Source organism: Acinetobacter haemolyticus, from assembly GCF_900406815.1.
Classification (GTDB): Bacteria; Pseudomonadota; Gammaproteobacteria; order Pseudomonadales; family Moraxellaceae; genus Acinetobacter; species Acinetobacter haemolyticus_A.
Genome location: NZ_OVCN01000025.1, coordinates 17,118 through 41,383, shown reverse-complemented (window position 1 = coordinate 41,383; position 24,266 = coordinate 17,118). Strand labels below are relative to the sequence as shown.

The window sequence follows — 24,266 nt, the reverse complement described above, 5'->3', positions numbered from 1 at the left end:
CTATTATGACAGTGAAGGATCATCCATTATTGAGGTTAACTACAAAAAAGTAAAAGATAAAAACGTTATTTCTTCTATAGAACTTGTTTTTAATAATAGAAAATTATTTTTTAAAAATGAGATTGAACTGATTGATTTCTGGTTAAGAACCTTAGTTGAATCTACAGATCAAAATATATTATTTTATGTTGATAGAAATTTATTTTTTAATCCAATTTTGAAAAATATGAACTATAAGAACCTTAAAAAAATAAGTATAATTCATAGTTTGCATGTCAGTCGATTAGGTGATGTGAATAAATCCCCACTATTGAAAGGGTATTCAATACCACTTGAAAATTATAATGAATATGATGCAATTGTAGTTTCTACGCAGAAACAGAAGGAAGATATTGTTAATCGTTTTCCAAAAAATGAAAAAATATCAGTTATTCAACCAACTTATACAAAATCTTATGATTTTGAAAATAAAATAAACTATGATAATGAAAAATTTATGATTGTATCATTGGGGCGATATTTTTCTGAAAAACGTTTAGATCATATGATTAAAGCAATCGATTTAATTCGACAAGAATATTCTAATATCCAATTGGATTTATATGGTTTTCCTGATAGTCGTGATGGATTCAAGACATTTAATGCATTAAAAAAATTAGTTAATGACAGCAAGTTGGATGAAATTGTATATTTTAAGGGGTATGAAGAAAATATTAAAAATGTATTAGGAAAATACCATATATCTTTGCTTACTAGTCGTTTAGAGGGTTTTGGTATTGCTTTACTAGATGCAATGTCCGAGGGGGTCGTTAACATTGCATATGATATAAAATATGGCCCTAGTGAAATTATTGTGGATGGAGAAAATGGTTTTCTTGTTGAAAATGAGAATATCGAGATGTTGGCTGAAAAGATCAAATATCTAATAAAAAATAGAGAGATACTAAGCGATTTCTCTAGGAGCTCAAAGAACTACTGTGCCAAATTTTCAGTTGAGAATATGTCTAATAAATGGAAGACTTTAATTGATAATATTTAAATCACCAATCTCATTTCATAATAGGTAACAATATACTGTTAGTCTATAATCAAAATATTGCTAACAGTTTATTTATTTCGCCCGATGATAAAAATCCATTATTGTGGAAAGTTGTTCACGATTAAAACCGATATTACGTCGCCCACCACTGCCTAGCTTACAATCTGCACTGGTCATTATATTCGTCGAATCTTTTAACTTTGCTCCTGGTGCACAAACATGCTTTAACCCAAAGGCATGACCCATTTCATGTGGAGTAGCTGCTTGAATATTATAATTTAGCCTTTGCCAATCAATTAAAATAAATGGTTGGCCTGTGTTGCGGAAACCCCAGCTTGTGACATCTCTGAATTTCAATCTGTCACTATATGAATCATAAATAATGAAAAAAACCTCTTTGGATCTACGTTCTGGAAAGCAATTTTTTACAGCAGTAGGAATATTCTCAGTGATTATTTTCCGAGGCTGATTAAGCTGAAAAGCCAAATCACAATTACGTTTACTGAAATTCTCATAAGAATAATAGCGAGAGGGCTTAAATCTGAAAATCTTTTGATTATTTGCATCAACAAAGTATTTGTTTAAAATGTTAATTTCTTTCAGCATTTGATTTAAATTGTCATATTCACGAGCTTTAGGCGTGTTGGTTGTGAAGACAAAACTCACATAAACAATCGGCAAGTTACTTTCTTCTTCTTTTGGTACCTTGATTGGATGTTTCTCTAACTCCACATAAGTTTTTTGTTTAGTACTACATGCTACACAGACTAAGCTGATCATCAATAGTGTCGTAATTTTTTTATATGTCATAAGTTAGATCTCTAATATTCATATTTTAATACTGAATTGTTTTGTGTGATTTTTGGCTCATAATAGCAATTTTTAGAGGTTTTATCACGTTGAATGAGCACGAGTTACATCGCCAAATCCTTGAAGTCGTTCAGCTGATTCCTTATGGAAAAGTGGCAAGTTACGGTCAGATTGCGAAATTAGCGGGTTTACCAAAGCATGCACGCTTAGTAGGGTTTGTTCTAAAACATTTGGATCGCGAAAGTAGAGTGCCTTGGTATCGCGTGATCAATGCGCAAGGGCGAATCAGTATTAATAGAATGAATGAAAAAGGTGAGAATATTCAACAATGTTTATTAGAAGCAGAAGGCGTCTATTTTAATAATGGAAAAGTAGATTTTAAGATTTTTGGTTGGACCATTTAATAAAAAAACAACAGTTGCAGAGTGAATAGATTGAATGTATTTAACCATTTGTTTACAATGTGTATACATAATGTTACGTATATTTTAGGTCTTTAAATGAAAAAAATTTCTGTGATTTTTGGGGTAGCTGTTCTTAGTTTGTCAGGATGCGCTAGCATCATGTCTGGTCGTACTCAAACAATGACTTTCGCAAGTACTCCAGAATTAAGTGATATTACAATTTTTAATAAAGCTGGGAAAAAGGTGCACGCAGGGCAGGCGCCAGTAACTGTAAATTTAAAACGTAGTGCAGGATTTTTTGTTCCTGAGCGTTATACAGTCGTATTTGAAAAAGAAGGCTATGCGAAAAAAACGATTGATGTTTCTTCGCACGTAAATGGCTGGTATGTGGGTAATATTTTACTTGGCGGTTTAATTGGATTGTTAATAATTGATCCTGCAACAGGGGCAATGTATAGCTTAAGTACTAAAGATACGAATATTGTATTGGATGCTCTGAATAAAGGTGAGAGCGCAGATACTCAGTCTTTAACTATTGTCTCAACTACCGAAGTGCCAAATGATATTCTGGATAAAGCTAAGCCGATTCAAATGAATTAAATCATTTTCTTTGTATAAAAAAGCATGGTAATTACAATTACCATGCTTTTATTTTTGATCAGCTTATAGATAAGCTTAAGATTTTATTAACGAACAATCAGTACAGGAAGCTGGCTTTCTGCTAAAACTTTTTGAGCGACACTTCCTAAAACGAATTGTCTAAATCCTGTGCGACCATGAGAACCCATGATAATCAAATCACTCCCAATATTTTGGGCAGCTTTAATGATTTCTTGATGAACAGAGAGACCTTCCAGTATTTGAGATGCAACACTTAAACCTAAATTCTCAAACTTTTGCTCTGCTTTTTCTAAATTATCTTGTACATAGCCTTTAACACGCTCAATCAGCTCATTACTTTGTCCGAAACGAATGTAAGTATCTGCTAAATAAGGATCAAGAGTGACGACTCCAACAACCGTTATTTGACTATCTAGAGCTTTTGCTAGTTGAGCTGCTTCACGAATGACTTTATCAGCAGTTTCTGAGTCATCGATAGCGACTAGAATTTTATGATAGCTCATATTTATTACTCCTTGTTTTTACGATGTTCTATTGAATTAGCTTATAAAAATTTTGTTTAAAATATTATCTTAGTTCCATATTAAACTTATTTTTTATGAAATAAAACCTAGTAAATTTATAGGGATAGTGATTATTCTGTGTAATATGCAGAATAATATCCATGAGTAAAAATATATGAAATTTCTTCAAAAATAGAATGTTTGTTTATCAGTGACTTACATAATTCAAAGTGAATTTTGTTCAAGGAAAGTTAAGAGTAAGTCAATATTGTCCGTCTGTAACTGTTCTCGCATTTTTAAAATTTGTTTTTCATCCAGATCATAAAGTTGAAGTGAAAGCAGTTTCTCAATCTCTTGCTTAGAGAAACGATATTTGATGATTTTGGCAGGTACACCGCCAACAATAGCATATGGAGGTACATCTTGCGTAACCACAGCACCTGTTGCCACCACAGCCCCTTCACCGAGTTTCACCCCTTGCATGATCATGGCACGACTACCAATCCAGCAACCATCCGCAATCACCGTATCACCAGCAGGTAGAAAACTATGCGTATCAAAAGGGAAGGTTGAGACCCAATCAGGACGATGCAGTTGATTACCCCCCATCATAATCACGCACTCGGCGCCGAAGCATACAAAGTTGCCAATATAAAGCTGATCAATGGGTTTGTCAGAAGTTGAAGTCTTGTCATGTAGATAGCGCACCACACAACGTTCAAAGCCTTGATCCCAATAAGCAGAATAATAAGAATAATTACCCTTGATATGGATATTGGGGTTCTTGACCGTTTTAGAAATAAACTCGAATTCACACCAATGTTTAACAGGGGAGTTGATCAAAGATGAGTCCATTTATTTTTCACAGAATAATTTGAGAAGAAAAACCCCTCAATGGTGAGGGGTTAATTGAACTTGGAATATTATAGGTATTCCACACTCACGATTTCATATTCAACTTCACCTTGTGGAGTTTGAATTTTGGCTTCATCGCCTTCGCTTTTACCTAATAAACCACGAGCAATTGGTGAGTTCACTGAGATTTTATTGATTTTAAAATCTGCTTCGTCATCACCGACGATTTTATAAGTTTTACGTTCTTCGGTATCAAGATTTTCAATTGTTACCGTCACACCAAATACAACACGACCGTTTTGCTCAAGATCTTTTACATCAATGACTTGGCAAGCACCTAACTTACCTTCGATATCTTGAATACGACCTTCGCAGAAACCTTGTTGCTCACGTGCCGCATGATATTCAGCGTTTTCTTTGAGGTCACCATGCTCACGTGCCTCAGCAATTGCCTGCGTAATACGTGGGCGATCGACTGTTTTTAGCTGTTGTAATTCTTTCTCTAAGGCAACCTTGCCTTCGGGAGTCATAGGATAACGTTGCATTCTGGTCCCCTCTAAATTGGTTGGGAAAATACAGGATTAAAAAAAGAAAAAGCCCGCCACCGATAAGGTGACGGGACTTTATCGGTAGAGAATTAACCTACAGTTTGTAAATCTTGCAAGCGGTATACATCCATTGGCAATTTCACAGCAAATGCTTGGCAAACTGCTTCTGCACCGTTGATGGTCGTGGTGTAATACACTTTGCCTTGTAGGGCGGCACGACGAATCATGGCAGAATCATATTGAGCTTGTTTGCCTTCAGTTGTGTTGACAATAAGATGAATTTCACCATTTTTCAAGCGGTCAACAATATGTGGGCGGCCTTCTGTGACTTTGTTCACAGCTTCGCATTCCAAACCAGCTTCTTGAAGAACTTGGTAAGTACCGTTAGTCGCTACAAGTTTGAAACCATACGCAATTAGCTGTTTCGCAATGTTCGCAATGTATTTCTTATCTGATTCACGAACAGATAAGAATGCATATTTCACTTCGCCTTCAGTTGGTAAACCTGGTAAACGTTCATTTGAACCAAGCACAGCTTTGTAGAATGCTTCACCAAAAGTTTCGCCTACACCCATAACTTCACCTGTAGATTTCATCTCAGGTCCAAGCATTGGGTCAACGCCTTGGAATTTAGCAAACGGGAATACAGCTTCTTTTACTGCAAAGTGAGTCGGGATGATCTCTTTAGTGAATCCTTGAGATTCTAAAGATTGACCCGCCATACAACGAGCAGCAACTTTTGCTAACGATTCACCGATACATTTCGATACGAAAGGAACCGTACGTGATGCACGTGGGTTCACTTCAAGTACATAAATGTCGCTGCCTTTCACTGCAAACTGAACGTTCATTAAACCAACAACGCCAAGTTCTTTCGCCATCGCAACAGTTTGACGACGCATCTCATCCTGAACTTCTTGTGAAAGAGAGTAAGGAGGAATCGAACATGCTGAGTCACCTGAGTGAATACCTGCTTGTTCAATGTGCTGCATGATACCGCCGATCACAACATCTTTACCGTCAGATACGCAGTCTACGTCAACTTCAGTTGCATCATCGAGGAAACGGTCAAGAAGAACAGGCGCTTCATTAGACGCTTGTACTGCTTCACGAAGATAACGTTTAAGCTCTTCTTCGTTATATACAATTTCCATCGCACGACCACCTAATACATAAGATGGACGAACAACGAGCGGATAACCAACTTTAGCAGCTTCTGAAATACCTTCTTCAGCAGATTTTACAATGCTGTTGTTCGGTTGACGAAGCTGTAGACGTTGAATCATTTGCTGGAAACGTTCACGGTCTTCTGCACGGTCAATTGCATCTGGAGATGTACCAATGATTGGCGTACCTGCTTCTTCTAAAGCACGTGCCAATTTCAAAGGAGTTTGACCACCGTACTGTACGATGACGCCTTTAGGCTTCTCGGTACGTACGATTTCAAGTACATCTTCCAATGTAACAGGTTCGAAGTATAAACGGTCAGATGTATCATAATCTGTAGAAACTGTTTCAGGGTTACAGTTTACCATGATGGTTTCGTAACCGTCTTCGCGCATAGCAAGTGCAGCGTGTACACAGCAATAGTCGAACTCGATCCCTTGACCGATACGGTTTGGACCACCACCGATGACCATGATTTTGTCACGGCTTGATGGATTTGCTTCACATTCTTCGTCGTAAGTTGAATACATATATGCTGTGCCAGATTCGAACTCGGCAGCACAAGTATCAACACGTTTGTAAACTGGATACACACCCAAGTTCCAACGTTGTTTACGGAATTGTTTTTGTGAAATACCCATCAAGTTGGCAATACGAAGGTCTGATAAACCTTTGCGTTTAAATGAACGGATATTGTCGGCGTTTAAGTCACCAAAACCTAAAGTTTTCACTTGAGCTTCAGTCTTGATGATGTCTTCGATCTGGATCAAGAACCAACGATCAATCTTGGTTGCTTCAAATACTTCATCTAATGAGAAACCATGACGGAATGCATCCGCTACGTACCAAATACGCTCAGGGCCTGGAACTTTAAGCTCTTTTAAGATGACGTCTTTAGCATTGGCTGTACCCACTTCGATTTTTTCATCAAAGCCGCTCACACCTACTTCAAGACCACGAAGTGCTTTTTGAACAGACTCTTGGAAGTTACGACCAATCGCCATGACTTCACCCACAGATTTCATCTGAGTTGTTAATACAGGCTCAGCTTGTGGGAATTTTTCAAAGTTAAAGCGTGGAATTTTGGTGACAACATAGTCAATTGCTGGTTCAAAGCTTGCTGGAGTCACACCACCAGTGATGTCGTTTTTCAACTCATCAAGGGTATAACCAACCGCAAGTTTTGCAGCGATTTTTGCAATTGGGAAACCTGTCGCTTTAGAGGCAAGTGCAGATGAACGAGAAACACGCGGGTTCATCTCGATCACAACCATACGACCGTCTTTCGGGTTAATACCGAACTGAACGTTCGAACCACCTGTTTCTACACCAATCTCACGAAGAACCGCAACAGAGGCATTACGCATCAATTGATATTCTTTGTCAGTCAAAGTCTGAGCAGGGGCAACTGTGATTGAGTCACCTGTATGCACGCCCATCGGGTCAAAGTTTTCGATCGCACATACGATGATGCAGTTGTCGTTTTTGTCACGAACAACTTCCATTTCGTATTCTTTCCAACCAATTAAAGATTCATCAATCAATAATTGTTTAGTTGGAGAAAGATCGAAACCGCGTTCACAGATTTCAATGAATTCTTCTTTGTTATAAGCAATACCACCGCCAGAACCGCCCATGGTAAACGATGGACGAATAATCACAGGGAAGCCGAAACGTGACTGAATTTCCAGAGCGTGTTCCATGCTTTCAGCAACATCTGCACGAGGACATTCCAGACCGATTTTACGCATTGCAATGTCAAACAGTTTACGGTCTTCAGCTTTTTCAATTGCTTCTTTTGACGCACCGATCAATTCAACATTGTATTTAGCAAGAACGCCGTGCTCATCTAAGGCGAGGGCACAGTTCAATGCAGTTTGTCCGCCCATAGTCGGAAGTACAGCATCTGGACGTTCTTTTTCAATGATTTGTGCAACAGTTTGCCAAGTGATTGGCTCAATATAAGTTGCATCTGCCATTGAAGGGTCAGTCATAATGGTCGCTGGGTTAGAGTTCACCAAAATGACGCGATAACCTTCTTCGCGTAATGCTTTACAAGCTTGCGCACCTGAATAGTCAAACTCACAGGCTTGACCAATGACAATAGGACCAGCACCAATAATTAAGATGCTTTTAATATCCGTACGTTTAGGCATTATTCGCTCCTTAATTACTTCTTAGCTGCTTCGATAAGTTCGATAAAATGATCGAACAACGGCGCGCAATCATGTGGACCAGGACTCGCTTCAGGGTGACCTTGGAAGCTGAATGCTGGTTTGTCAGTGCGATGAATACCTTGGTTTGTACCATCAAACAATGAACGATGCGTTACTTTTAAGTTTGAAGGTAAGGTGCTTTCATCAACTGCAAAGCCATGGTTTTGAGAAGTAATCATCACTGTACCATTCTCAAGATTTTGTACAGGATGGTTGGCACCATGATGACCATGATTCATTTTCATGGTTTTTGCACCAGAAGCCAGCGCTAAAATTTGGTGACCTAAACAAATACCGAATACAGGTAATGTCGTGGTTTCAACAATGGTTTTAACCGCTTCAATGGCGTAGTCACATGCTGCTGGATCACCAGGACCATTAGACAAGAACACACCGTCTGGATTTAACGCAAGTACTTTTTCAGCAGGTGTCTGAGCAGGAACGACGGTGAGTTTGCAACCACGGTCTGCGAGCATACGTAAGATGTTGGTTTTGACACCATAATCGTATGCAACCACATGAAATTTAAGTTCTGGTTGAGTGAAGCCTTGACCTAAAGTCCAAGAACCCTCAGTCCATTCAAAACCTTTAGGGTCACAGCACTCTTTTGCAAGATCTAAACCATTTAAACCGCCGAATGCACGTGCCTTTTCAATTGCTTCTTCTTCTGTAATATTTTCGCCAGCAAGAATACAGCCATTTTGCGCGCCTTTGTCACGCAAAATACGAGTGAGTTTACGTGTATCAATATCTGCGATCGCAACGACATTGTGCTGTTCTAGATATTCACTTAATGATTGTTCAGAACGGAAGTTACTATGCAATAAAGGAAGATCACGGATAATCAGACCATTCGCCCATACTTTATGGATGCGACCTGATTCAACGTCTTCACTATTACAGCCAGTATTTCCAATATGAGGATAAGTCAACGTCACAAGTTGTTGTGCGTAACTTGGGTCAGTCAAAATTTCTTGATAACCAGTCATGGCAGTATTAAAAACGACTTCACCAGTCGTACTACCCGATGCACCGATAGACGTTCCTTTAAAGATCGTTCCATCTGCGAGGGCTAAAATGGCGGGGGTGCTCAAACCAAAGCTCCTGAACTAAGACCACAAAAATAGGGCTGTAAAAAAGCGAGTAGACATAAAAAAAGGCAGGCTGTCTTTCAAAAACATGCCCCTCCTTCCAGTCTGCTCGCTTGTAACTTAACAGCGCATTATACGCATGAGTAAGCCAGAAGTCTATGTGTTTTAATTATTAAATGGAGAAATGTTCACTCTTTGAAAACGCTATAAATTGATAAAGGTCTATTGCGAAATCTGTCATTTTGATGACGATTTGGTGAGATATTATGCAAATTGTCTAACAATTTTTTGGTGTTTCCTGCTTAAAGCGATTTATCTTATATCTAGCCAAAAAAATCAACAATCAATATAGAGGGGCATTCAAATGGCTGAAAAACAAACTGCGGCTACTGTTGAAGAAGTCAAGGAAACTGTTGCAGCAAAAACTGCTAAAGCAAAAGAAACTGTGACTGAGAAAACAGCTGAAGTCAAAGAAGCTGTTGCTGCGAAAACTTCGAAAGCGAAAGAAGTGATTGCAGAAACTCAAGAACAAGCGAAAGAAGTGATCGCGGAAACTCAAGAGCAAGTGAAAGAAGTGATTGCTGAGACTCAAGAAAAGATTGAATCTGAAGCAAAAGAGTTGAATCAAAATATTCAAAATCAACTTGCTCAAATCCAACAAGAGCTTCTTGAGCGTATTGAAGTGATTAAAACTCAGCTTAATTCATCTCAAGGTAACTTGGTTGAATTAAAGAATGCGTTGAAAATTGAGTTAAATGCTTTAATTGAAGATTTAACGAAAGTAAGCAAAGAATTAAAAGACGATATTAGCCAAATCTCTGTTAAGCACAAAGATACGCTAGTAGGTAGTTTTAAACGTACTAAAGATCAAGCGGTTGAAGCTTGGAACAAAGTTCGTGCTAACTAATTACTAGCCAATAAAAAAAGCGAGAATTTTTCTCGCTTTTTTTATATTTAAAATATTAAAACTGGTGTAACCAATCGCGTTTATTATGAAAGTCGGCCTGAGGACTACTGTGCTGCATTGCAAAATAATGCATACCTTGTGTGGTGTTGAGTACAGCAGTTAGACCGATATAAAGGTCAGACCATTTAAGTCGATGATCCCGCATAAACTGGGACAGATCTAGACTGACATTCAAACCATAATGTGTACGCTGTAAATGGTTAAGTTCAATATCATAGGCAGCGATAGGCGGCATATCTTCTGGAAAGCGATATTCTTCAAATTGATAAGCTTGCCAAGCTTGAGAAGGGGAAAGATTAATTTCTCTATAAAAATCTTCATCCTTCACACCCACAAAAACTTCAAAACATGTTTGTTCCCATAAAAAGTCATGGCGGGGGTGTGCGGCAACTTGATCTGGGTAAATTAAAAATTGATTCGGATCACGTACCCAAAAGCCAACATTCAAGGTTGCTGGTGTTTGTTGCTCAATCGCTCCAACTACCGTAATGGCACTAAAGCGATCAAAAGCTGACAGTTCATAACTTGCCATGGTAATTACTTATTACTTAAATGAGCAAAACGAACTAAGTTTGAAAGATGTTGATTTTGTTTCGCTGCTTTTTTATAAAGCAACACAATTTTACCGATTTTTTGTACAGCTTCAGCACCCGTTGCTTCAACAATTGCATCAATGACTGCAGCACGTGCATCACGATCTTCGCCAGCAATTTTAACTTTAATCAATTCATGGTCATTTAGCGCACGTTGAGTTTCCTCAATAACACTTTCAGTAAGACCTTGACCGCCAATCATAACCACTGGGTTAAGTGCATGACCAATTTGACGTAAACGTTTACGTTCATGGATAGATAAAGCCGCCATTAAAAATACCTGATTCGAAAAACGACCTAGTATAACAAAACTTAGTTGGGCTTGCGGAATTTTAATTGATGCTTTATCACGATAAAAATGCCAATTAGATTTTATTTAAAAAGCATTTAAACAAGCGAATGGACGTGGATTTATTCGATTACGGTAATCAAAAAAATCTGCAAAAGATCGTATTATCCATGAGCGCTTTTACTGTATTCAGCCCAAATTTAACGTACAATGACCAATCAGAAGTTTTTTGAAATTTAGTGAGTTATGGCAATACGCATTACCAACCAAAAATTGTCGAAAAGCAGTCGTGCATGGATGAGAGAGCACCTAGATGATCCTTTTGTAAAAAAAGCACAGAAGGAAGGCTATCGTGCACGTGCGGCATACAAGCTGCTTGAAATCCAAGAAAAATATAAAATGATTAAGCCTGGAATGACGGTAGTCGACTTAGGTGCAGCACCTGGAAGTTGGTCTCAAATCGCAGGTAAACTGGTCGGATCAAATGGTCTTGTAATTGCATCTGATATTCTAGAAATGGATGCACTTCCTGATGTCACTTTTCTACAAGGTGATTTCCGAGAAGAAGAAGTTTTCGAAAAATTGTTAAATATTTTAAATGGACGTCAAGTAGACGTTGTAATTTCAGATATGGCCCCCAATACATCAGGTAATAGGGCTGTTGATCAACCACGTCAAATTTATTTGTGTGAATTGGCTTTGGACTTTGCTCAAAAAGTACTTGGACCGAATGGACAGTTTGTGGTTAAGGTGTTCCAAGGTTCTGGTTTTGATGAGTTTAGAAAGCAAGTGGTCGATAGTTTTGATGTATTAAAGACAGCAAAACCTGCGGCATCCCGCGCTCGATCAAAAGAGGTTTTTTTGATTGGTCAAGGTCGCAAGAAGGCGTTGCGATAAAAAGTATACTTGCCAAGTTGCTAAAAATTGTGCATTTTGTACCTTTTAAGTTTTTTGTAACGCAAATCCATTGCTGTTTTTGTGAAGGTCAGCCAAGATTAGGTATGATCAAATTAGATTGATATGGGAATAAAGCCTTGAGCGATTACTTCAAGAATGCCGTATTGTGGCTCGTCATACTCGGTGTTCTGATTTTGATTTTTAGCAACGTCAGTGACCGAAATAAACCTGCGGCGATGAAATATTCTGATTTCGTTGCGGCGGTGAATGCTGGACAAATTAAACAAGTTACAATTGATGGTTTAAATATCAGTGGTGAGAAAGCAGATAACTCTTCATTCGAGACTGTTCGTCCACAAGTCGAAGACACTCAGTTGCTACCAAGCTTGAATAAGCACAATGTCGTAGTTGAAGGTATTGCACCACAACGCCAAGGCATTTTGATGCAACTTCTCATTGCAAGTTTCCCTATTTTATTAATTATTCTGTTGTTCATGTTCTTTATGCGCAATATGGGTGGGGGAGCCGGTGGTAAAAATGGTCCAATGAGTTTTGGTAAGTCAAAAGCGAAGATGCTCTCTGAAGACCAAATCAAAGTGACCTTTACTGATGTTGCAGGTTGCGATGAAGCCAAACAAGAAGTGGTTGAAATTGTTGACTTCTTAAAAGACCCTTCTAAGTTCAAACGTCTCGGTGCAACGATTCCACGCGGTGTGTTAATGGTTGGCCCACCTGGTACGGGTAAAACCTTATTAGCCAAAGCGATTGCAGGTGAAGCTAAAGTTCCTTTCTTTAGTATCTCTGGTTCAGACTTTGTTGAAATGTTTGTCGGTGTAGGTGCTTCGCGTGTGCGCGATATGTTTGAACAAGCTAAGCGTAATGCACCTTGTATCATCTTTATTGATGAGATTGATGCTGTTGGTCGTCACCGTGGTTCAGGTACAGGTGGTGGGCACGATGAACGTGAGCAAACCTTAAACCAAATGCTTGTTGAGATGGATGGTTTTGAGGGCAATGAAGGCGTAATCGTAATTGCAGCGACTAACCGTGTTGATGTATTAGATAAAGCATTACTTCGCCCAGGGCGTTTTGACCGTCAAGTGATGGTTGGTTTACCTGATATCCGCGGTCGTGAGCAAATTCTCAATGTACATTTGAAGAAATTGCCTTCAGTCACTGGTGTGGATGTTAAGATCCTTGCACGTGGTACACCAGGTTTCTCTGGTGCGCAATTGGCAAACCTTGTCAATGAAGCTGCATTGTTTGCTGCTCGCCGTAATAAAAACACGGTGGACATGCATGATTTTGAGGATGCAAAAGACAAGATCTACATGGGTCCTGAGCGTAAATCAATGGTGATTCGTGAAGAGGAACGTCGTGCAACGGCTTACCACGAAGCGGGTCATGCGATTGTTGCGGAGATTTTACCAGGTACTGATCCTGTGCATAAAGTAACGATTATGCCACGTGGTTGGGCATTGGGTGTAACTTGGCAGCTTCCTGAACAGGATCAGACAAGCCACTATAAAGACAAGATGTTAAACGAGCTTTCTATCTTGTTTGGTGGACGTATTGCTGAAGAAATCTTTATCAATCAAATGTCAACTGGTGCATCGAACGACTTTGAGCGTGCAACTAAAATGGCGCGTGCAATGGTAACCAAGTACGGTATGTCTGATGCGCTTGGTGTCATGGTTTATGAAGATGAAAATCACAATGGCTTCTTTGGTAATGTAGGTAGTCGTACCATTTCTGAAGCGACCCAACAGAAAGTGGATGAGGAAGTTCGTCGTATTCTTGATCAGCAATATAAGGTTGCGCGTGATATCTTAGAAAACAATCAAGAGATTGCACATGCGATGGTAAAAGCTTTGATGGAATGGGAAACCATTGATCGTGACCAAATCCGTGACATCATGGAAGGTCGTGAACCGCAACCACCAAAAGTCTATGTTGCTGAAAATCCTGTGGCGGATTTTGAACCACCGAAAGATGGTCCATCTACACCGCCACCATTGCCAGCGATGAGCTAATATAGCAATCCAATATAAGAGCGACTTCGGTCGCTCTTTTTTTGTCTGAATTTTCGATGAAGTTGAAAATAAATCATCTCTGGGGGCATGACTGTCTTGATAAGATAGTCAGATTAAAGTGTGGAGAGTTTTGATGCAGTTAATGCCGTTACCACAATCTCAATTATGCTGTGGTCGTTTTACTTTAGATCTGTCCCAGCCACAGATTATGGGTATTTTAAATGTTACGCCTGATTCATTTAGTGATGGTGGATTGCATTATCAAAAAGACCAAGCTATTCAACGTGCTATACAAATGATGGAAGATGGTGCAAGTATTATTGATATTGGAGGAGAGTCAACACGTCCAAATGCATCACCGGTGGAAGTCGAGGAGGAAATTCGTCGTGTAATTCCTGTTGTTGAGGCACTATCTCAATATAAAGTGGTCATGTCGATTGATACCAGTCAGCCTGAAGTCATAAAGGCCGCTGTCCAAGCAGGTGCCCACATCTGGAATGATGTTCGTGCCTTAACACGCCCTCATGCATTGGAAACAGCCGCCGAACTTAATATTCCTGTCATATTGATGCATATGCGCGGTGAACCCACCAATATGAACCAACTTGATCAATATCTCGATGTTACTGAAGATGTGATTCATGAGTTACAACAACGGCTAGATCAGGCTTTAGCGATCGGAATAAAAAAAGAAAATATTATTATCGATCCTGGTTTTGGTTTTGCTAAAAATGCCCAACAAAATTTTCAATTGTTGAATGAATTTTGGAAGCTTAATCAAATGGGCTATCCAATTTTATCTGGTTTATCTCGTAAACGTTTTATTGGCGAGGCATTAAATGGTGTGCCAGCCCCAGAGCGTGCAGTAGGGAGTGTGATGGGACATTTGCTGAGCATCCAGCAAGGTGCAAGCATTGTGCGAGTACATGATGTGAAAGCGACCCATGATGCGATTAATGTGTGGAAAATGATGCAAAATCAATAATCATATAGATGAGTTGGGTGAATGTTGGCTCGCTGCGTTCACCTAGTCAGGACGTTTTTATATTTTGCCAGAAAGTGGTTCAGATAATGATAGAGATTAAGGTGGAGCTTATGATAAGACCACTATTAACAAAATCGTTCGTGTAGTGGTGACAATTAAGTATGCAATTGAATGATTCAGTTAAGCAAAATATTGAAGATAAATACGAATAGGCTGTCTTTTTATTTTCTGCATAAATAATTTGAATGGTATCGTATGGTTACAAAGACAAATAAAATTAGGAATATAACAAAATGCAGCATTCAGCAAAAATATTGACCGTGAGTGTGCTTGGTTTCGTGGTGATGGGATGTAGTTCTCCTGTAAAACAATATAGCGTTGAAACGAGCGATGCTATTAGGCCAGCACCTGTCGCTGCGCAAAGTCATATTGCCCATCAAGCACGTAAAATGATAGCGCCAGCAGCTTATATTGCTGTGATGCCGCCAATGGAAAGACCGCGTTTAGAACAGAATACTGAAAAATATCAGAAAAATGAGGTCAACCCTGTTCATCGTGTTATAGATCAGGCAATTTCAACATTTAGTATTGATGTGGATACGGGGAGTTATACCAATACACGTCGGTTCTTGAATGATGGTCGATTACCACCTATGGATGCCGTACGAATCGAAGAGATGATTAATTATTTTGATTATCAATATCCTCAACCACAAGGTATCCATCCATTTTCGGTGACCACAGAGACAGTTGATTCTCCTTGGAAAACGAATGCAAAGCTAATTCGGATTGGTATTCAAGCAAAAGATTTTGCATTTCAACAATTACCGCCTGCAAATTTGGTTTTTTTAGTTGATGTGTCTGGCAGTATGAATGCTGCTGATAAATTGCCCTTAGTGAAACAAACTTTGAGAATATTGACTGAGCAATTAAGAGCACAAGATAAAGTCACGATCATTACTTATGCGAGTGGTGAGAAATTAGAGCTTGAACCAACATCTGGTAATCAAAAAGAAAAGATTTTGGCAGTGATTAATGGCTTACGTGCTGGGGGAGCTACAGCAGGTGAACAAGCGATTCAATTGGCCTATAAACAGGCTGAAAAAGCTTATGTAAAAAATGGAATTAATCGAATTTTACTAGCGACAGATGGCGATTTTAATGTTGGTATTACTGATTTTAGTACATTAAAAGGGATGGTATCTGAAAAGCGTAAAAGCGGTATATCTTTAACCACATTGGGTTTCGGGACGGGCAATTATAATGAACAGCTCATGGAGCAACTAGCTGATGCAGGAGATGGCAACTACAGCTATATTGACAATAAAAATGAAGCGAAGAAAGTGGTGCAACGTCAGCTTTCCTCCACGCTTGCCACTGTCGCGCAAGATGTCAAAATTCAAGTTGAGTTTAACCCTGCTACCGTAAAAGAATATCGTTTGGTCGGTTATGAAAATCGGATGTTGAAGCAAGAAGATTTTAACAATGATCTGGTCGATGCGGGAGATATTGGGGCTGGACATAACGTCACTGCGCTATATGAAATTATTCCTGTCGGGCAACAAGGTTGGCTCAATGATTCACGTTATCAAACCTCAACAAAAATAGATAACACAAAAAAATCAGAATATGCCTTTGTGAATCTACGTTATAAGTTACCGAATCAACAGACGAGCATATTGTTGAATCAGCCAATAAAAGTGGGGAGTAAAACACTTGCTCAAGCACATGGCGATACTCGTTTTGCTGTAGCTGTCGCAGCTTATGCTCAGCAATTAAAAGGTGGGCAATATAATGGTTCAATGGGTTGGGACCAAATTATTCAGTTAGCACAGCAATCGGCAAAACCTGATCCTTATCAGATGAGGGAAGAATTTATCGAACTTGCTAAAATTGCAAAAAGCTTAAGTGCGAATAAAGATTAATTTTATAGAGGGCGGTCGGAAAGACCGCTTTTTTTATGTCTAAATATCGTGATTTATGTCGGAGTATGTTATAAGCAAGGCGTTTTATTGGCATATGATTTTTTATGTTTGAAAATTTACTTCTCCCGATGTTTGACGACGAATATTATCCCGATATTTTGGTCGCTGAAGTCAAACAACATATTCAACAGTTTGCAAAAAAAGTAGGGCGTACTGATTTATCTGAGACGGAAATCTATCGTTTTGCTCATCAAACCATGATTGAAATTAATGAAATGAAGCCACAATTTGAAGATCTAGAGTCAAGTCTGGATGATACGGCGGCGGATTATATTGCTGAAGCCATGATGATGGTGGTGCAAGATGTTGGGCATTTAGAGATTGAAATGGAAGAATTGATTGCCAATCGAGAGTGGTAGTAAACCACTCTCGACCTTTTGGCTAAGTTAATATTGTGCTGAATTTTCTATCGACCAAAGTTTCGGTAAAATGATTTCTCCTGAAATCCCCACTTCAATTTTTGGCTGTTTAATTCTTTTATAATAGATACTTTCAGTATTTATTAATAATCCTAAAGTGTCTCCCTCCTTTAACTGGGTATTGATACCCGATAACTCAATCATTTGAGTTGTCCCGTGTTGAGCTGAACCCAACACAATCTGGTCGTATAGATGTTTTTTATCAAGGTTAAACGGTGTGGTTTGCTCATTCACTATTTGATATTTGCCCATTTGTTTAGATTTGAGGGCAAGAGAAATAAATAGGGTGGGCGATGTATTTTCCTCAGCTTCAACTTTTAATTTTAATAATGGGCTACCTGTGATATGTCGTGTATGTTCAGCAACATGAATAGGTACAAAAACGGCTTGGGTTTTTGTCGCCGTAATTTTTGTTGGAGTGATCGTATATGCTGTATTTGCTATTAGATCTTGCAAAGAATTGACTGGGCTGTTATCCACACATAATTCAGGCAGATGTGGTTTCGCGCTTCGATCTTTGAGTTGTTGATCAAACCAAGCAAGGATAGAATCTTGCAAATTGTATTTCTGCTTATCACCACATTGAACTGTTTTACCAATGTACCAAAAAGGTGTTTGTCCTGAGGGTGAGCTTTGAGCAAAAGGTTGTAAATGTCCGCCTTCTACACCAATCAAATGAACATTCTTTCCTGCCTGTTGAATGCAAGCGGCTGCTTTTACGCCTTCATTAAAAGGAAATAATACATCTCTAAAGCCTTGAATAATCAAAGCATCAGCTTGAGGTGCTTGATTATGTTCGCAAAACCATTTCGCCTGATGGCGTTGCAAGAAATGGTAAGAAGAGGGGTCTAATTGTCCCTGTTGTGTAGATCTATAAGCCTGCTTGAGTTCTGGATCAAATTTATTCCAATTCCACCAATCTCCGATTAAGTTTAGGAAACTAATCCAGTTACTTTTAGGTATACCATTCGGGGCAAGACTATTTAAAATGTCGTACCAGGTGGTAATCGGTACAATCGCTTGCAAACGCGGATCCAAAGCGGAAGCTAGATATTGTACGCCACCTGCATAGGATTCACCGATCATTCCAGTACGCACGCCATTTTGGTTGATTGCCAACTGAGGCAAATTCTTTTCAGCCCAATCCATCATCGTGATGATGTCCTGAGCTTCTTTTTCAGGATCAGTCAGACGAATTTTACCTTGGCTGTTACCATGTCCACGTTGGTCGTAGCTAATCACCCAATAACCTTGTTTCCATGCAGATTTTGCGACTTGTCCTGTAGGTAATAAAAAACCGTACAGGCTTAGTTCGGGACGTTTCATGCGGGATAAACCGAAACCATGGGTATGCAACAGTAATGGTGCGGTTTGATTTGCGTCTAATTTAGGCTGATAGACCGTAAATGCCAACACGGTGCCGTCGGCACTTAGCGTTTTTGCCTGATAATAACGTTGTTTTAAAGCGGATGGTTTTTGTGGGTGTAAAGCAGATTGATGAGTGTGATAAGCACAGCCTTGTAAAATCAAAGCAAAACTTAAAATAAACCACAAAACGTAAGTATGCATCGATTTTTCATCCTTGAATAAATCTTTGGGAAGTCACGTTGTAAATCAAAAGGAACTGAACTGTTTAACTCACCATTTCAGTTCCTTTGCGTGAATCTATGCATAATATAATACAAATGTACTGATCATTTATCAGATCCATTAGTTTTTATATTTATCTAGACCATTGTTTGGGATAGACATACATAAGTAATCCCATAGCCAAGCAGATCAAACCTATAAATAAGTGTGAACTAAAGGGTTCTTGGTTTAGCGTTATTCCCCAAAGTGTTGCCAACGCAGGGGTTAAAATAGTGGTGAGCATCACTGTTGTGGGTTTGAGTTTCTGTATCAAATGAAAATAAAACATCATCGCAAGAACAGAGGAAAACAAGGCACTATATATTAAAGCAAACGATGTTTGTAAGTTCGGCAACTGTGTCGGTGCTTCAGTATAAAAAAGAGCAATAAGACAAAGATAACCTAACCATGATACCAGCGTTGATCCAGCCGTTTGTACGATTGAATGTATCTCAGCCTTAATTCTGCTGACTATAAAAATGGACAACACGTACAGTAAAACAGCAATGATCTGATAAGTAATGCCAAGCATATCGAGTTGAATTTCTTCGGTTGCGAGTCCCAGGGTGAGAACTAGACCAAAGATTGCCAACATGAGACCAAACCATTGCAGGATCAATAAACGTTCTTGTCTTAATATAAATACCGCAATTAATCCTGACCATAATGGGGCAGTCGCATAAATGATTGAAATCATACTTGAAGGCACGCGTGTCGCACCCAAATAGCAAAAAGCCATAGACCCGAATAATCCAATTGCACCAGCAGCATAGCTGAGTAAAGCTTTTTTATCCCAAGCCAGCTTTTGTTTGAAATAAAGTAAGCAGATGTACACTAAAGGAATGGCAAGACTAAATCGTAGAAATAAGCCCCACGCCCAGTGCAATTCTTTGACTGTCCATACCGCCGCTAAAGGGGTAAATGACCAAATCAGGGTGACTGCGATAAATTGACCGACTGTTGCGAGGCGAGGGTGTGCAGACACAACAGTCGGCTGTATCTGTGTGGTGGGCAATAAACTTTTTTCATGTAATTGTGACATGAGCAAACTCCAGTGATAACAATGTCATCTTGATTTTTAGGCAATAAAAAAGGCCACGCTTGAGGTGACCTTGTCATTTCGTATCATGTTCTATTTTATTTAGATCGTCATGATATGAAACCGATGGATAAAGTCTCCTCGCGATAAAATACAGACACGTCGCCATGCGGCGCTGACGTGAGTGCAATCAACGATGTGATTTTTGCGAGTTGAGGAAACTTGTTGTGTCAACATTGATGTATCGTAAAAAATAGTTGTGTATTTTTATAACACAACCATTGCTGAATAAATAGCCGCTTTAAAAATTAAATTTGCTTTCTAAAACTCTGTTTCTACCCATAACTTGAATATAAAAAGGTAATAAATCATTCCAGATGAAAACGAAGGAGCAGAAAAACCAACAGCATGGCATTTTGAGATTTAGCAGTTGCTTAAATCTGGGATTTTTTCATAATGTCACGATCGAATATTCAAAGAAGTTGTATTTTGTCTGCATTAGAAATTATTGCCGTCATCATGAGTGTGATAGGGGTAACATTAACCATACAACGGAATATGTGGTGCTGGTGGTTCAACATTCTGGCTTGTGCATTGTATGGCTACCTTTTTTTCACCTATAAATTGTATGGTGAAACCATCTTACAATTTTTCTTTATCGTGTTTAATTTTTATGGTTTTTATAGTTGGCTAAAAGGCCAACGACAAGACCATGATATTCGGATCGAACCGATCAATGGGTATATTGCATTGGCCCAAATTTGTTTCGCTGCCAGTGGCGGTTTAATTTTTGGTATGGTTTTGAAGTATTTTACGGATGCTTCAGTTCCCATGTTGGATTCACAACTCGCGGCCTTTAGTTTACTCGCGACCTATTGGACCAGTCGTAAACATATCGCAACGTGGATGCTTTGGATCATCATTGATATTGTTTATGTGGGGCTGTTTATCTATAAAGAGTTATTATTGACGGCAGGGCTGTATGCTGCTTTTGTTGGTCTGGCAACCTATGGTTGGTGGCAATGGCAACAAGTTCAACAAAGACAATGCACAAATTAAATGAGAATGTAGGGGAACACCACGTGATTCCCCCAATCAATTATAAAATTATTTGCTTTGACCTAAATAATTTTGGACTGCTTGACGGGCAATAGCTGGATCATCAGCAAAAATACCATCTACCCCTGCCTTAAAATATAACTGCATTTCTTTAATCGCACTATCTGGGCAGCGTTCAGAAACATTCTCTTTGTCTGCACATTTTAAACTGTTGGGCATATAATAATTTTCTGGGCGGAAAGTATAAGGGTGGACTTTTAAGCCAACTTGATGAGCATCAGTGATAAACGATGTGGTTTTGGTCATGGCCTCATCTTCAAAAATATAAGGCTTCCAAGGGCCAACACCATTTGCATACGTTGCAACTTCTTTTAAACCTTGAGCGGTTGCCATATCTGCATAAGTTGTTTCAATGTTTTGCACCACATAATCTGCAGGTTTTGTTGTTTTTTCATCATAGAGTTGAATGAGTTGTGCATGTTTGATGCTCTTATGTTGGTCGAGCTGTTGTTTTAAATATTTAAGATTTCCCACTTCAAAAGACTGTAAATAAACGGGTGCGATATCTCTTGTATAGCGATATTTTGCTAAAGTTTTTATTAAAGTATCTTCCATAGCAAGGTTTTGTTGTTGAAAGAACGTTGGGTGTTTAGTTTCAATATAAAGACCAATAATTTTACCTGTCTTTTTATAGTGTGCTTCCGTCAATTCAATAATTTGTTCTAATGTCGGTACTGCATACAAATCATTATATTGTTGGTTGGCTGGACGATATTGTGGAATACGTTCGCGTGCTTTGAGTTGTTGTAATTCTTGTAGAGTAAAATCTTCAGTGAACCAGCCTTCATGGCTTACCCCATCAATAACTTTCGTGGTTTTTCGGTCTGCAAATTCTGGGAGACTGGCTACATTGGTGGTTCCGCTAATCTCATTTTCATGACGAGCGACTAAAACACCATCTTTAGTTGAAACCAGATCTGGTTCGATGAAGTCTGCACCATCATCAATGGCCTTTTGATACGCTTCCAATGTATGTTCAGGACGAAGTGCACTCGCGCCTCGATGACCAACCACTAAAATCTGAGGCAGCTGATATTCTGTTTTGCCAGTATTTGATTGATCGTTGTTATCATTGTTGCAGCCAACAAGCGTAAAAAGACAGAGACTAAGAACGGATTTTTTTAGCATCGTAAAACTCAAGTGTTTTTATTAAAGTTGTTAGTTTGCTAATCGAATTTATCAAATGGATGACAGTTTGATGATTGTTTTATGAAAATAAAAAGAAAGTGATTGAAGAAAGCTTGCTAGAAAAGTGACAAGCTTTTTCGAGATCGGCAATACTTAATGCTTCTTTTGCCAATAGGGCCAATTGATTTCAGGATTAAAACGATAATTGGCATCAAACCAGTATGACTGAGGAGGCGCATATTTGTCTTTTAGTCCCATGATCTTCATGAGGTTATTGTCTAACTCAGCCGTATTTAAGGTTGTGGTGAGATCTACACCAGTCGACGGCATATGGTCATACCACATGATGACAGGTACTTTATAGCCTGCTTGGGTATTGGGACTATGCCCAGCATAGTCAAGCTCGTGGCCTACTTCATTACCATGATCGGATACCACGGTAAATGAACGTTGATCCAGATCCTTTTGAGTCGTTAAGGCATCAAAGAACTGAGCCAATAAAGAATCTTGATATAAAATGGCATTGTCATAATGGTTGCGCATTGAGCGAATCCAAGGATCAATGTCATTTTTCTTGAGTGACATTTCTACAGCATCATTACTATTACTATTAAATTTATTAAACGCAATTGGGTAACGTTCTTGGTAATTTGGATGTGTGCCAATCATATGTAGAATAATCAGCTTTTTAGGCTCAGGATCAGCCAAAGCTTGTTGATAAGCAGGAATTAATTTTTCATCTAAAGATGTGCTGCTACGACCCGAGCGGGTATTTTTATAGATGGCTTGATCCGCATAGGCACCAAATAGCGATGACAGATAAATATCATCTTGATTACTGATCCAGTAAATTTTATAGCCAGCTGCTCGAGCATACGCCAAGATACTTTCAGGTGAATATGTCTTATATTCTGCCGCATGACTTTCGGTTAGTAATACACGTAAAGCATTAATCGTAGAAGCTGATGGGGAAAAGGCATTACAAAAAACTTTAAGTTGATCAATTCTTTTGTTGAGCTGCGGCGTGGTATCTCTGCTATAACCACAAAGGCCTAAATCAAGGCTGGTGATACTTTCTGATAATACTAAAACATGGGTTTGTTTTGATTTACTCGGATCTTGAATAATCAAGTTTTGTCGGGCACTTTGATCCCACTGTTGATGTACATTTTTGTGCTGTTTAATTCGATCACGGAAATCTTGAATTTTTTCATGATAATTCGTCCAAAATACAACAGGATGTACTTTGCGAGAAGGTTTGATGAGATAACTGGTTAAGGTTAATAACACCAAAACAATAATACAAATACGATAAGATCTGCTATTCCAAAGCTGTTTAAAACTTTTCTCCTTTAAATATTTAAAAGCAGCAATGTTATATCCAATGGTCAATGCAATAAGACTGAATAAGACCGAAAGAATCGTGATTGCATGGAGCTGGAAAAACTCCCATGTTTCTGCATAACTAGTATTCGCAACTGCTTCAATAATGAAATAAGCTTCATTGTCACTACTGAATAAGATCCAAGTACTCGAACGAAGCAATGAATCAAACCAGAAAATAAGCCACCAAAGAATAGAAAGGAGATACCAATAGGATTTTCGTTGTGTCGCAGCGAGAACTAAAAAAATAACACCAGGTAACGATAAAAAGCCAAGTCTCAACCCGTCAGATAAATTGCCAGAAAAAATTAATAAACCACCAGTAATTAATGCTGGCAGCAAAATTAATAGCAGAATATTAAAGTTTTGCAGCGTGGTTTTCATAAATGACGAATAACATAGGGGTGGCAATAAGCGTGCTACTATCGTTTTTACTCAGGCGACTGTCAATCTGAATTTATGAAGTAATTGATAGCAAAGTGATTTAAATTAAATACTTTTGAAACAAAAGATTCTGTAGCAATTGAATTGAAATTTGGTCGGTAT

Annotated in this window: 22 protein-coding genes; 10 read left to right on the top strand and 12 right to left on the bottom strand. The window is 38.7% G+C overall.

The features are described from left to right. A partial coding sequence (locus DK207_RS14785; RefSeq protein ID WP_162540245.1) for a glycosyltransferase occupies positions 1-1,039 on the top strand: 1,039 nt, incomplete at its 5' end. Between the two features lie 72 nt (positions 1,040-1,111). Here the strand turns inward: DK207_RS14785 and DK207_RS14780 are convergent. Further along, positions 1,112-1,849, bottom strand: coding sequence for a metalloprotease (locus DK207_RS14780; RefSeq protein ID WP_109441848.1), 738 nt, complete (start codon positions 1,847-1,849; stop codon positions 1,112-1,114). 89 nt (positions 1,850-1,938) lie between these two features. On the opposite strand from DK207_RS14780, the gene DK207_RS14775 reads away from it, so the two are divergent. Both DK207_RS14775 and DK207_RS14770 read left to right on the top strand, forming a co-directional pair. Beyond that, positions 1,939-2,253, top strand: coding sequence for an MGMT family protein (locus DK207_RS14775; protein WP_109441847.1), 315 nt, complete (start codon positions 1,939-1,941; stop codon positions 2,251-2,253). 96 nt (positions 2,254-2,349) lie between these two features. Then, complete coding sequence (locus DK207_RS14770) at positions 2,350-2,853, top strand: hypothetical protein (protein WP_109441846.1); 504 nt, start codon at positions 2,350-2,352, stop codon at positions 2,851-2,853. Between the two features lie 86 nt (positions 2,854-2,939). Here DK207_RS14770 and DK207_RS14765 read toward each other — a convergent pair whose 3' ends face one another. The 5 genes from DK207_RS14765 to carA form a co-directional block, all read right to left on the bottom strand. After that, on the bottom strand, positions 2,940-3,377 hold the full coding sequence (locus DK207_RS14765) for a universal stress protein (RefSeq protein ID WP_109441845.1): 438 nt from the start codon (positions 3,375-3,377) through the stop codon (positions 2,940-2,942). A 225-nt stretch (positions 3,378-3,602) separates the two neighbouring features. Next, a complete protein-coding gene (locus DK207_RS14760) occupies positions 3,603-4,232 on the bottom strand; it encodes a CatB-related O-acetyltransferase (RefSeq protein WP_109441844.1) in 630 nt (209 codons plus the stop codon). Positions 4,233-4,300: 68 nt separating this feature from the next. Further along, the gene (greA, locus tag DK207_RS14755) at positions 4,301-4,777 is read right to left on the bottom strand and encodes a transcription elongation factor GreA (protein WP_004878279.1); all 477 of its coding nucleotides are present in this window, start codon (positions 4,775-4,777) and stop codon (positions 4,301-4,303) included. A gap of 92 nt (positions 4,778-4,869) precedes the next feature. Beyond that, the gene (gene carB, locus DK207_RS14750) at positions 4,870-8,103 is read right to left on the bottom strand and encodes a carbamoyl-phosphate synthase large subunit (protein ID WP_109441843.1); all 3,234 of its coding nucleotides are present in this window, start codon (positions 8,101-8,103) and stop codon (positions 4,870-4,872) included. A gap of 14 nt (positions 8,104-8,117) precedes the next feature. After that, positions 8,118-9,257 (bottom strand): glutamine-hydrolyzing carbamoyl-phosphate synthase small subunit, encoded by a 1,140-nt coding sequence (gene carA, locus DK207_RS14745; protein WP_109441842.1) that lies wholly within the window; start codon positions 9,255-9,257, stop codon positions 8,118-8,120. 361 nt (positions 9,258-9,618) lie between these two features. Between carA and DK207_RS14740 the strand changes: the two genes are divergently transcribed. Continuing rightward, entirely contained in the window at positions 9,619-10,161 is a 543-nt protein-coding gene (locus DK207_RS14740; protein WP_109441841.1) for a hypothetical protein, read from the top strand. 55 nt (positions 10,162-10,216) lie between these two features. Here the strand turns inward: DK207_RS14740 and DK207_RS14735 are convergent, their stop codons facing one another. Together DK207_RS14735 and yhbY are read right to left on the bottom strand one after the other, a co-directional pair. Next, positions 10,217-10,753, bottom strand: a complete 537-nt coding sequence (locus DK207_RS14735) for a DOMON-like domain-containing protein (RefSeq protein WP_109441840.1) — start codon at positions 10,751-10,753, stop codon at positions 10,217-10,219. 5 nt (positions 10,754-10,758) lie between these two features. Beyond that, on the bottom strand, positions 10,759-11,085 hold the full coding sequence (gene yhbY, locus DK207_RS14730) for a ribosome assembly RNA-binding protein YhbY (protein WP_109441839.1): 327 nt from the start codon (positions 11,083-11,085) through the stop codon (positions 10,759-10,761). Between the two features lie 264 nt (positions 11,086-11,349). Here yhbY and rlmE point away from each other — a divergent pair, with 264 nt between their 5' ends. The 5 genes from rlmE to DK207_RS14705 all read left to right on the top strand — a co-directional run bounded on the left by rlmE (position 11,350) and on the right by DK207_RS14705 (position 17,362). Continuing rightward, the gene (rlmE, locus tag DK207_RS14725; RefSeq protein ID WP_004640284.1) at positions 11,350-12,000 is read left to right on the top strand and encodes a 23S rRNA (uridine(2552)-2'-O)-methyltransferase RlmE; all 651 of its coding nucleotides are present in this window, start codon (positions 11,350-11,352) and stop codon (positions 11,998-12,000) included. Between the two features lie 137 nt (positions 12,001-12,137). Then, entirely contained in the window at positions 12,138-14,033 is a 1,896-nt protein-coding gene (gene ftsH / locus DK207_RS14720) for an ATP-dependent zinc metalloprotease FtsH (protein WP_109441838.1), read from the top strand. A 133-nt stretch (positions 14,034-14,166) separates the two neighbouring features. Beyond that, the gene (gene folP, locus DK207_RS14715; RefSeq protein WP_109441837.1) at positions 14,167-15,018 is read left to right on the top strand and encodes a dihydropteroate synthase; all 852 of its coding nucleotides are present in this window, start codon (positions 14,167-14,169) and stop codon (positions 15,016-15,018) included. A 293-nt stretch (positions 15,019-15,311) separates the two neighbouring features. Next, the gene (locus tag DK207_RS14710) at positions 15,312-16,943 is read left to right on the top strand and encodes a vWA domain-containing protein (RefSeq protein WP_109441836.1); all 1,632 of its coding nucleotides are present in this window, start codon (positions 15,312-15,314) and stop codon (positions 16,941-16,943) included. Between the two features lie 104 nt (positions 16,944-17,047). Beyond that, a complete protein-coding gene (locus DK207_RS14705) occupies positions 17,048-17,362 on the top strand; it encodes a DUF5713 family protein (RefSeq protein ID WP_109441835.1) in 315 nt (104 codons plus the stop codon). A gap of 27 nt (positions 17,363-17,389) precedes the next feature. Here DK207_RS14705 and DK207_RS14700 read toward each other — a convergent pair whose 3' ends face one another. Both DK207_RS14700 and DK207_RS14695 read right to left on the bottom strand, forming a co-directional pair. Beyond that, entirely contained in the window at positions 17,390-18,991 is a 1,602-nt protein-coding gene (locus tag DK207_RS14700; RefSeq protein ID WP_109441834.1) for an alpha/beta hydrolase family protein, read from the bottom strand. Between the two features lie 154 nt (positions 18,992-19,145). Next, the gene (locus tag DK207_RS14695) at positions 19,146-20,093 is read right to left on the bottom strand and encodes a DMT family transporter (protein ID WP_109441833.1); all 948 of its coding nucleotides are present in this window, start codon (positions 20,091-20,093) and stop codon (positions 19,146-19,148) included. Positions 20,094-20,546: 453 nt separating this feature from the next. On the opposite strand from DK207_RS14695, the gene pnuC reads away from it, so the two are divergent. Further along, positions 20,547-21,149 carry a nicotinamide riboside transporter PnuC gene (pnuC, locus tag DK207_RS14690; RefSeq protein ID WP_109441832.1) on the top strand — a complete coding sequence of 201 codons (603 nt, stop codon included), beginning with the start codon at positions 20,547-20,549 and terminating at the stop codon, positions 21,147-21,149. A 48-nt stretch (positions 21,150-21,197) separates the two neighbouring features. On the opposite strand, the gene DK207_RS14685 is transcribed toward pnuC, so the two are convergent. Together DK207_RS14685 and DK207_RS14680 are read right to left on the bottom strand one after the other, a co-directional pair. Next, entirely contained in the window at positions 21,198-22,337 is a 1,140-nt protein-coding gene (locus DK207_RS14685) for a glycerophosphodiester phosphodiesterase (RefSeq protein ID WP_109441831.1), read from the bottom strand. Positions 22,338-22,490: 153 nt separating this feature from the next. Continuing rightward, positions 22,491-24,104, bottom strand: coding sequence for a phosphoethanolamine transferase (locus DK207_RS14680; protein WP_109441830.1), 1,614 nt, complete (start codon positions 24,102-24,104; stop codon positions 22,491-22,493). Between the last annotated feature and the right edge of the window lie 162 nt (positions 24,105-24,266).

Bases quoted from the DNA above. Each gene is read 5' to 3' on its own strand.
- DK207_RS14780 (WP_109441848.1), bottom strand. From the start codon at position 1,849: ATGACATATAAAAAAATTACGACACTATTGATGATCAGCTTAGTCTGT.
- DK207_RS14770 (WP_109441846.1), top strand. From the start codon at position 2,350: ATGAAAAAAATTTCTGTGATTTTTGGGGTAGCTGTTCTTAGTTTGTCA.
- DK207_RS14765 (WP_109441845.1), bottom strand. From the start codon at position 3,377: ATGAGCTATCATAAAATTCTAGTCGCTATCGATGACTCAGAAACTGCT.
- DK207_RS14760 (WP_109441844.1), bottom strand. From the start codon at position 4,232: ATGGACTCATCTTTGATCAACTCCCCTGTTAAACATTGGTGTGAATTC.
- greA (WP_004878279.1), bottom strand. From the start codon at position 4,777: ATGCAACGTTATCCTATGACTCCCGAAGGCAAGGTTGCCTTAGAGAAA.
- carB (WP_109441843.1), bottom strand. From the start codon at position 8,103: ATGCCTAAACGTACGGATATTAAAAGCATCTTAATTATTGGTGCTGGT.
- DK207_RS14740 (WP_109441841.1), top strand. From the start codon at position 9,619: ATGGCTGAAAAACAAACTGCGGCTACTGTTGAAGAAGTCAAGGAAACT.
- DK207_RS14735 (WP_109441840.1), bottom strand. From the start codon at position 10,753: ATGGCAAGTTATGAACTGTCAGCTTTTGATCGCTTTAGTGCCATTACG.
- yhbY (WP_109441839.1), bottom strand. From the start codon at position 11,085: ATGGCGGCTTTATCTATCCATGAACGTAAACGTTTACGTCAAATTGGT.
- rlmE (WP_004640284.1), top strand. From the start codon at position 11,350: ATGGCAATACGCATTACCAACCAAAAATTGTCGAAAAGCAGTCGTGCA.
- folP (WP_109441837.1), top strand. From the start codon at position 14,167: ATGCAGTTAATGCCGTTACCACAATCTCAATTATGCTGTGGTCGTTTT.
- DK207_RS14710 (WP_109441836.1), top strand. From the start codon at position 15,312: ATGCAGCATTCAGCAAAAATATTGACCGTGAGTGTGCTTGGTTTCGTG.
- DK207_RS14705 (WP_109441835.1), top strand. From the start codon at position 17,048: ATGTTTGAAAATTTACTTCTCCCGATGTTTGACGACGAATATTATCCC.
- DK207_RS14700 (WP_109441834.1), bottom strand. From the start codon at position 18,991: ATGCATACTTACGTTTTGTGGTTTATTTTAAGTTTTGCTTTGATTTTA.
- DK207_RS14695 (WP_109441833.1), bottom strand. From the start codon at position 20,093: ATGTCACAATTACATGAAAAAAGTTTATTGCCCACCACACAGATACAG.
- pnuC (WP_109441832.1), top strand. From the start codon at position 20,547: ATGTCACGATCGAATATTCAAAGAAGTTGTATTTTGTCTGCATTAGAA.
- DK207_RS14685 (WP_109441831.1), bottom strand. From the start codon at position 22,337: ATGCTAAAAAAATCCGTTCTTAGTCTCTGTCTTTTTACGCTTGTTGGC.
- DK207_RS14680 (WP_109441830.1), bottom strand. From the start codon at position 24,104: ATGAAAACCACGCTGCAAAACTTTAATATTCTGCTATTAATTTTGCTG.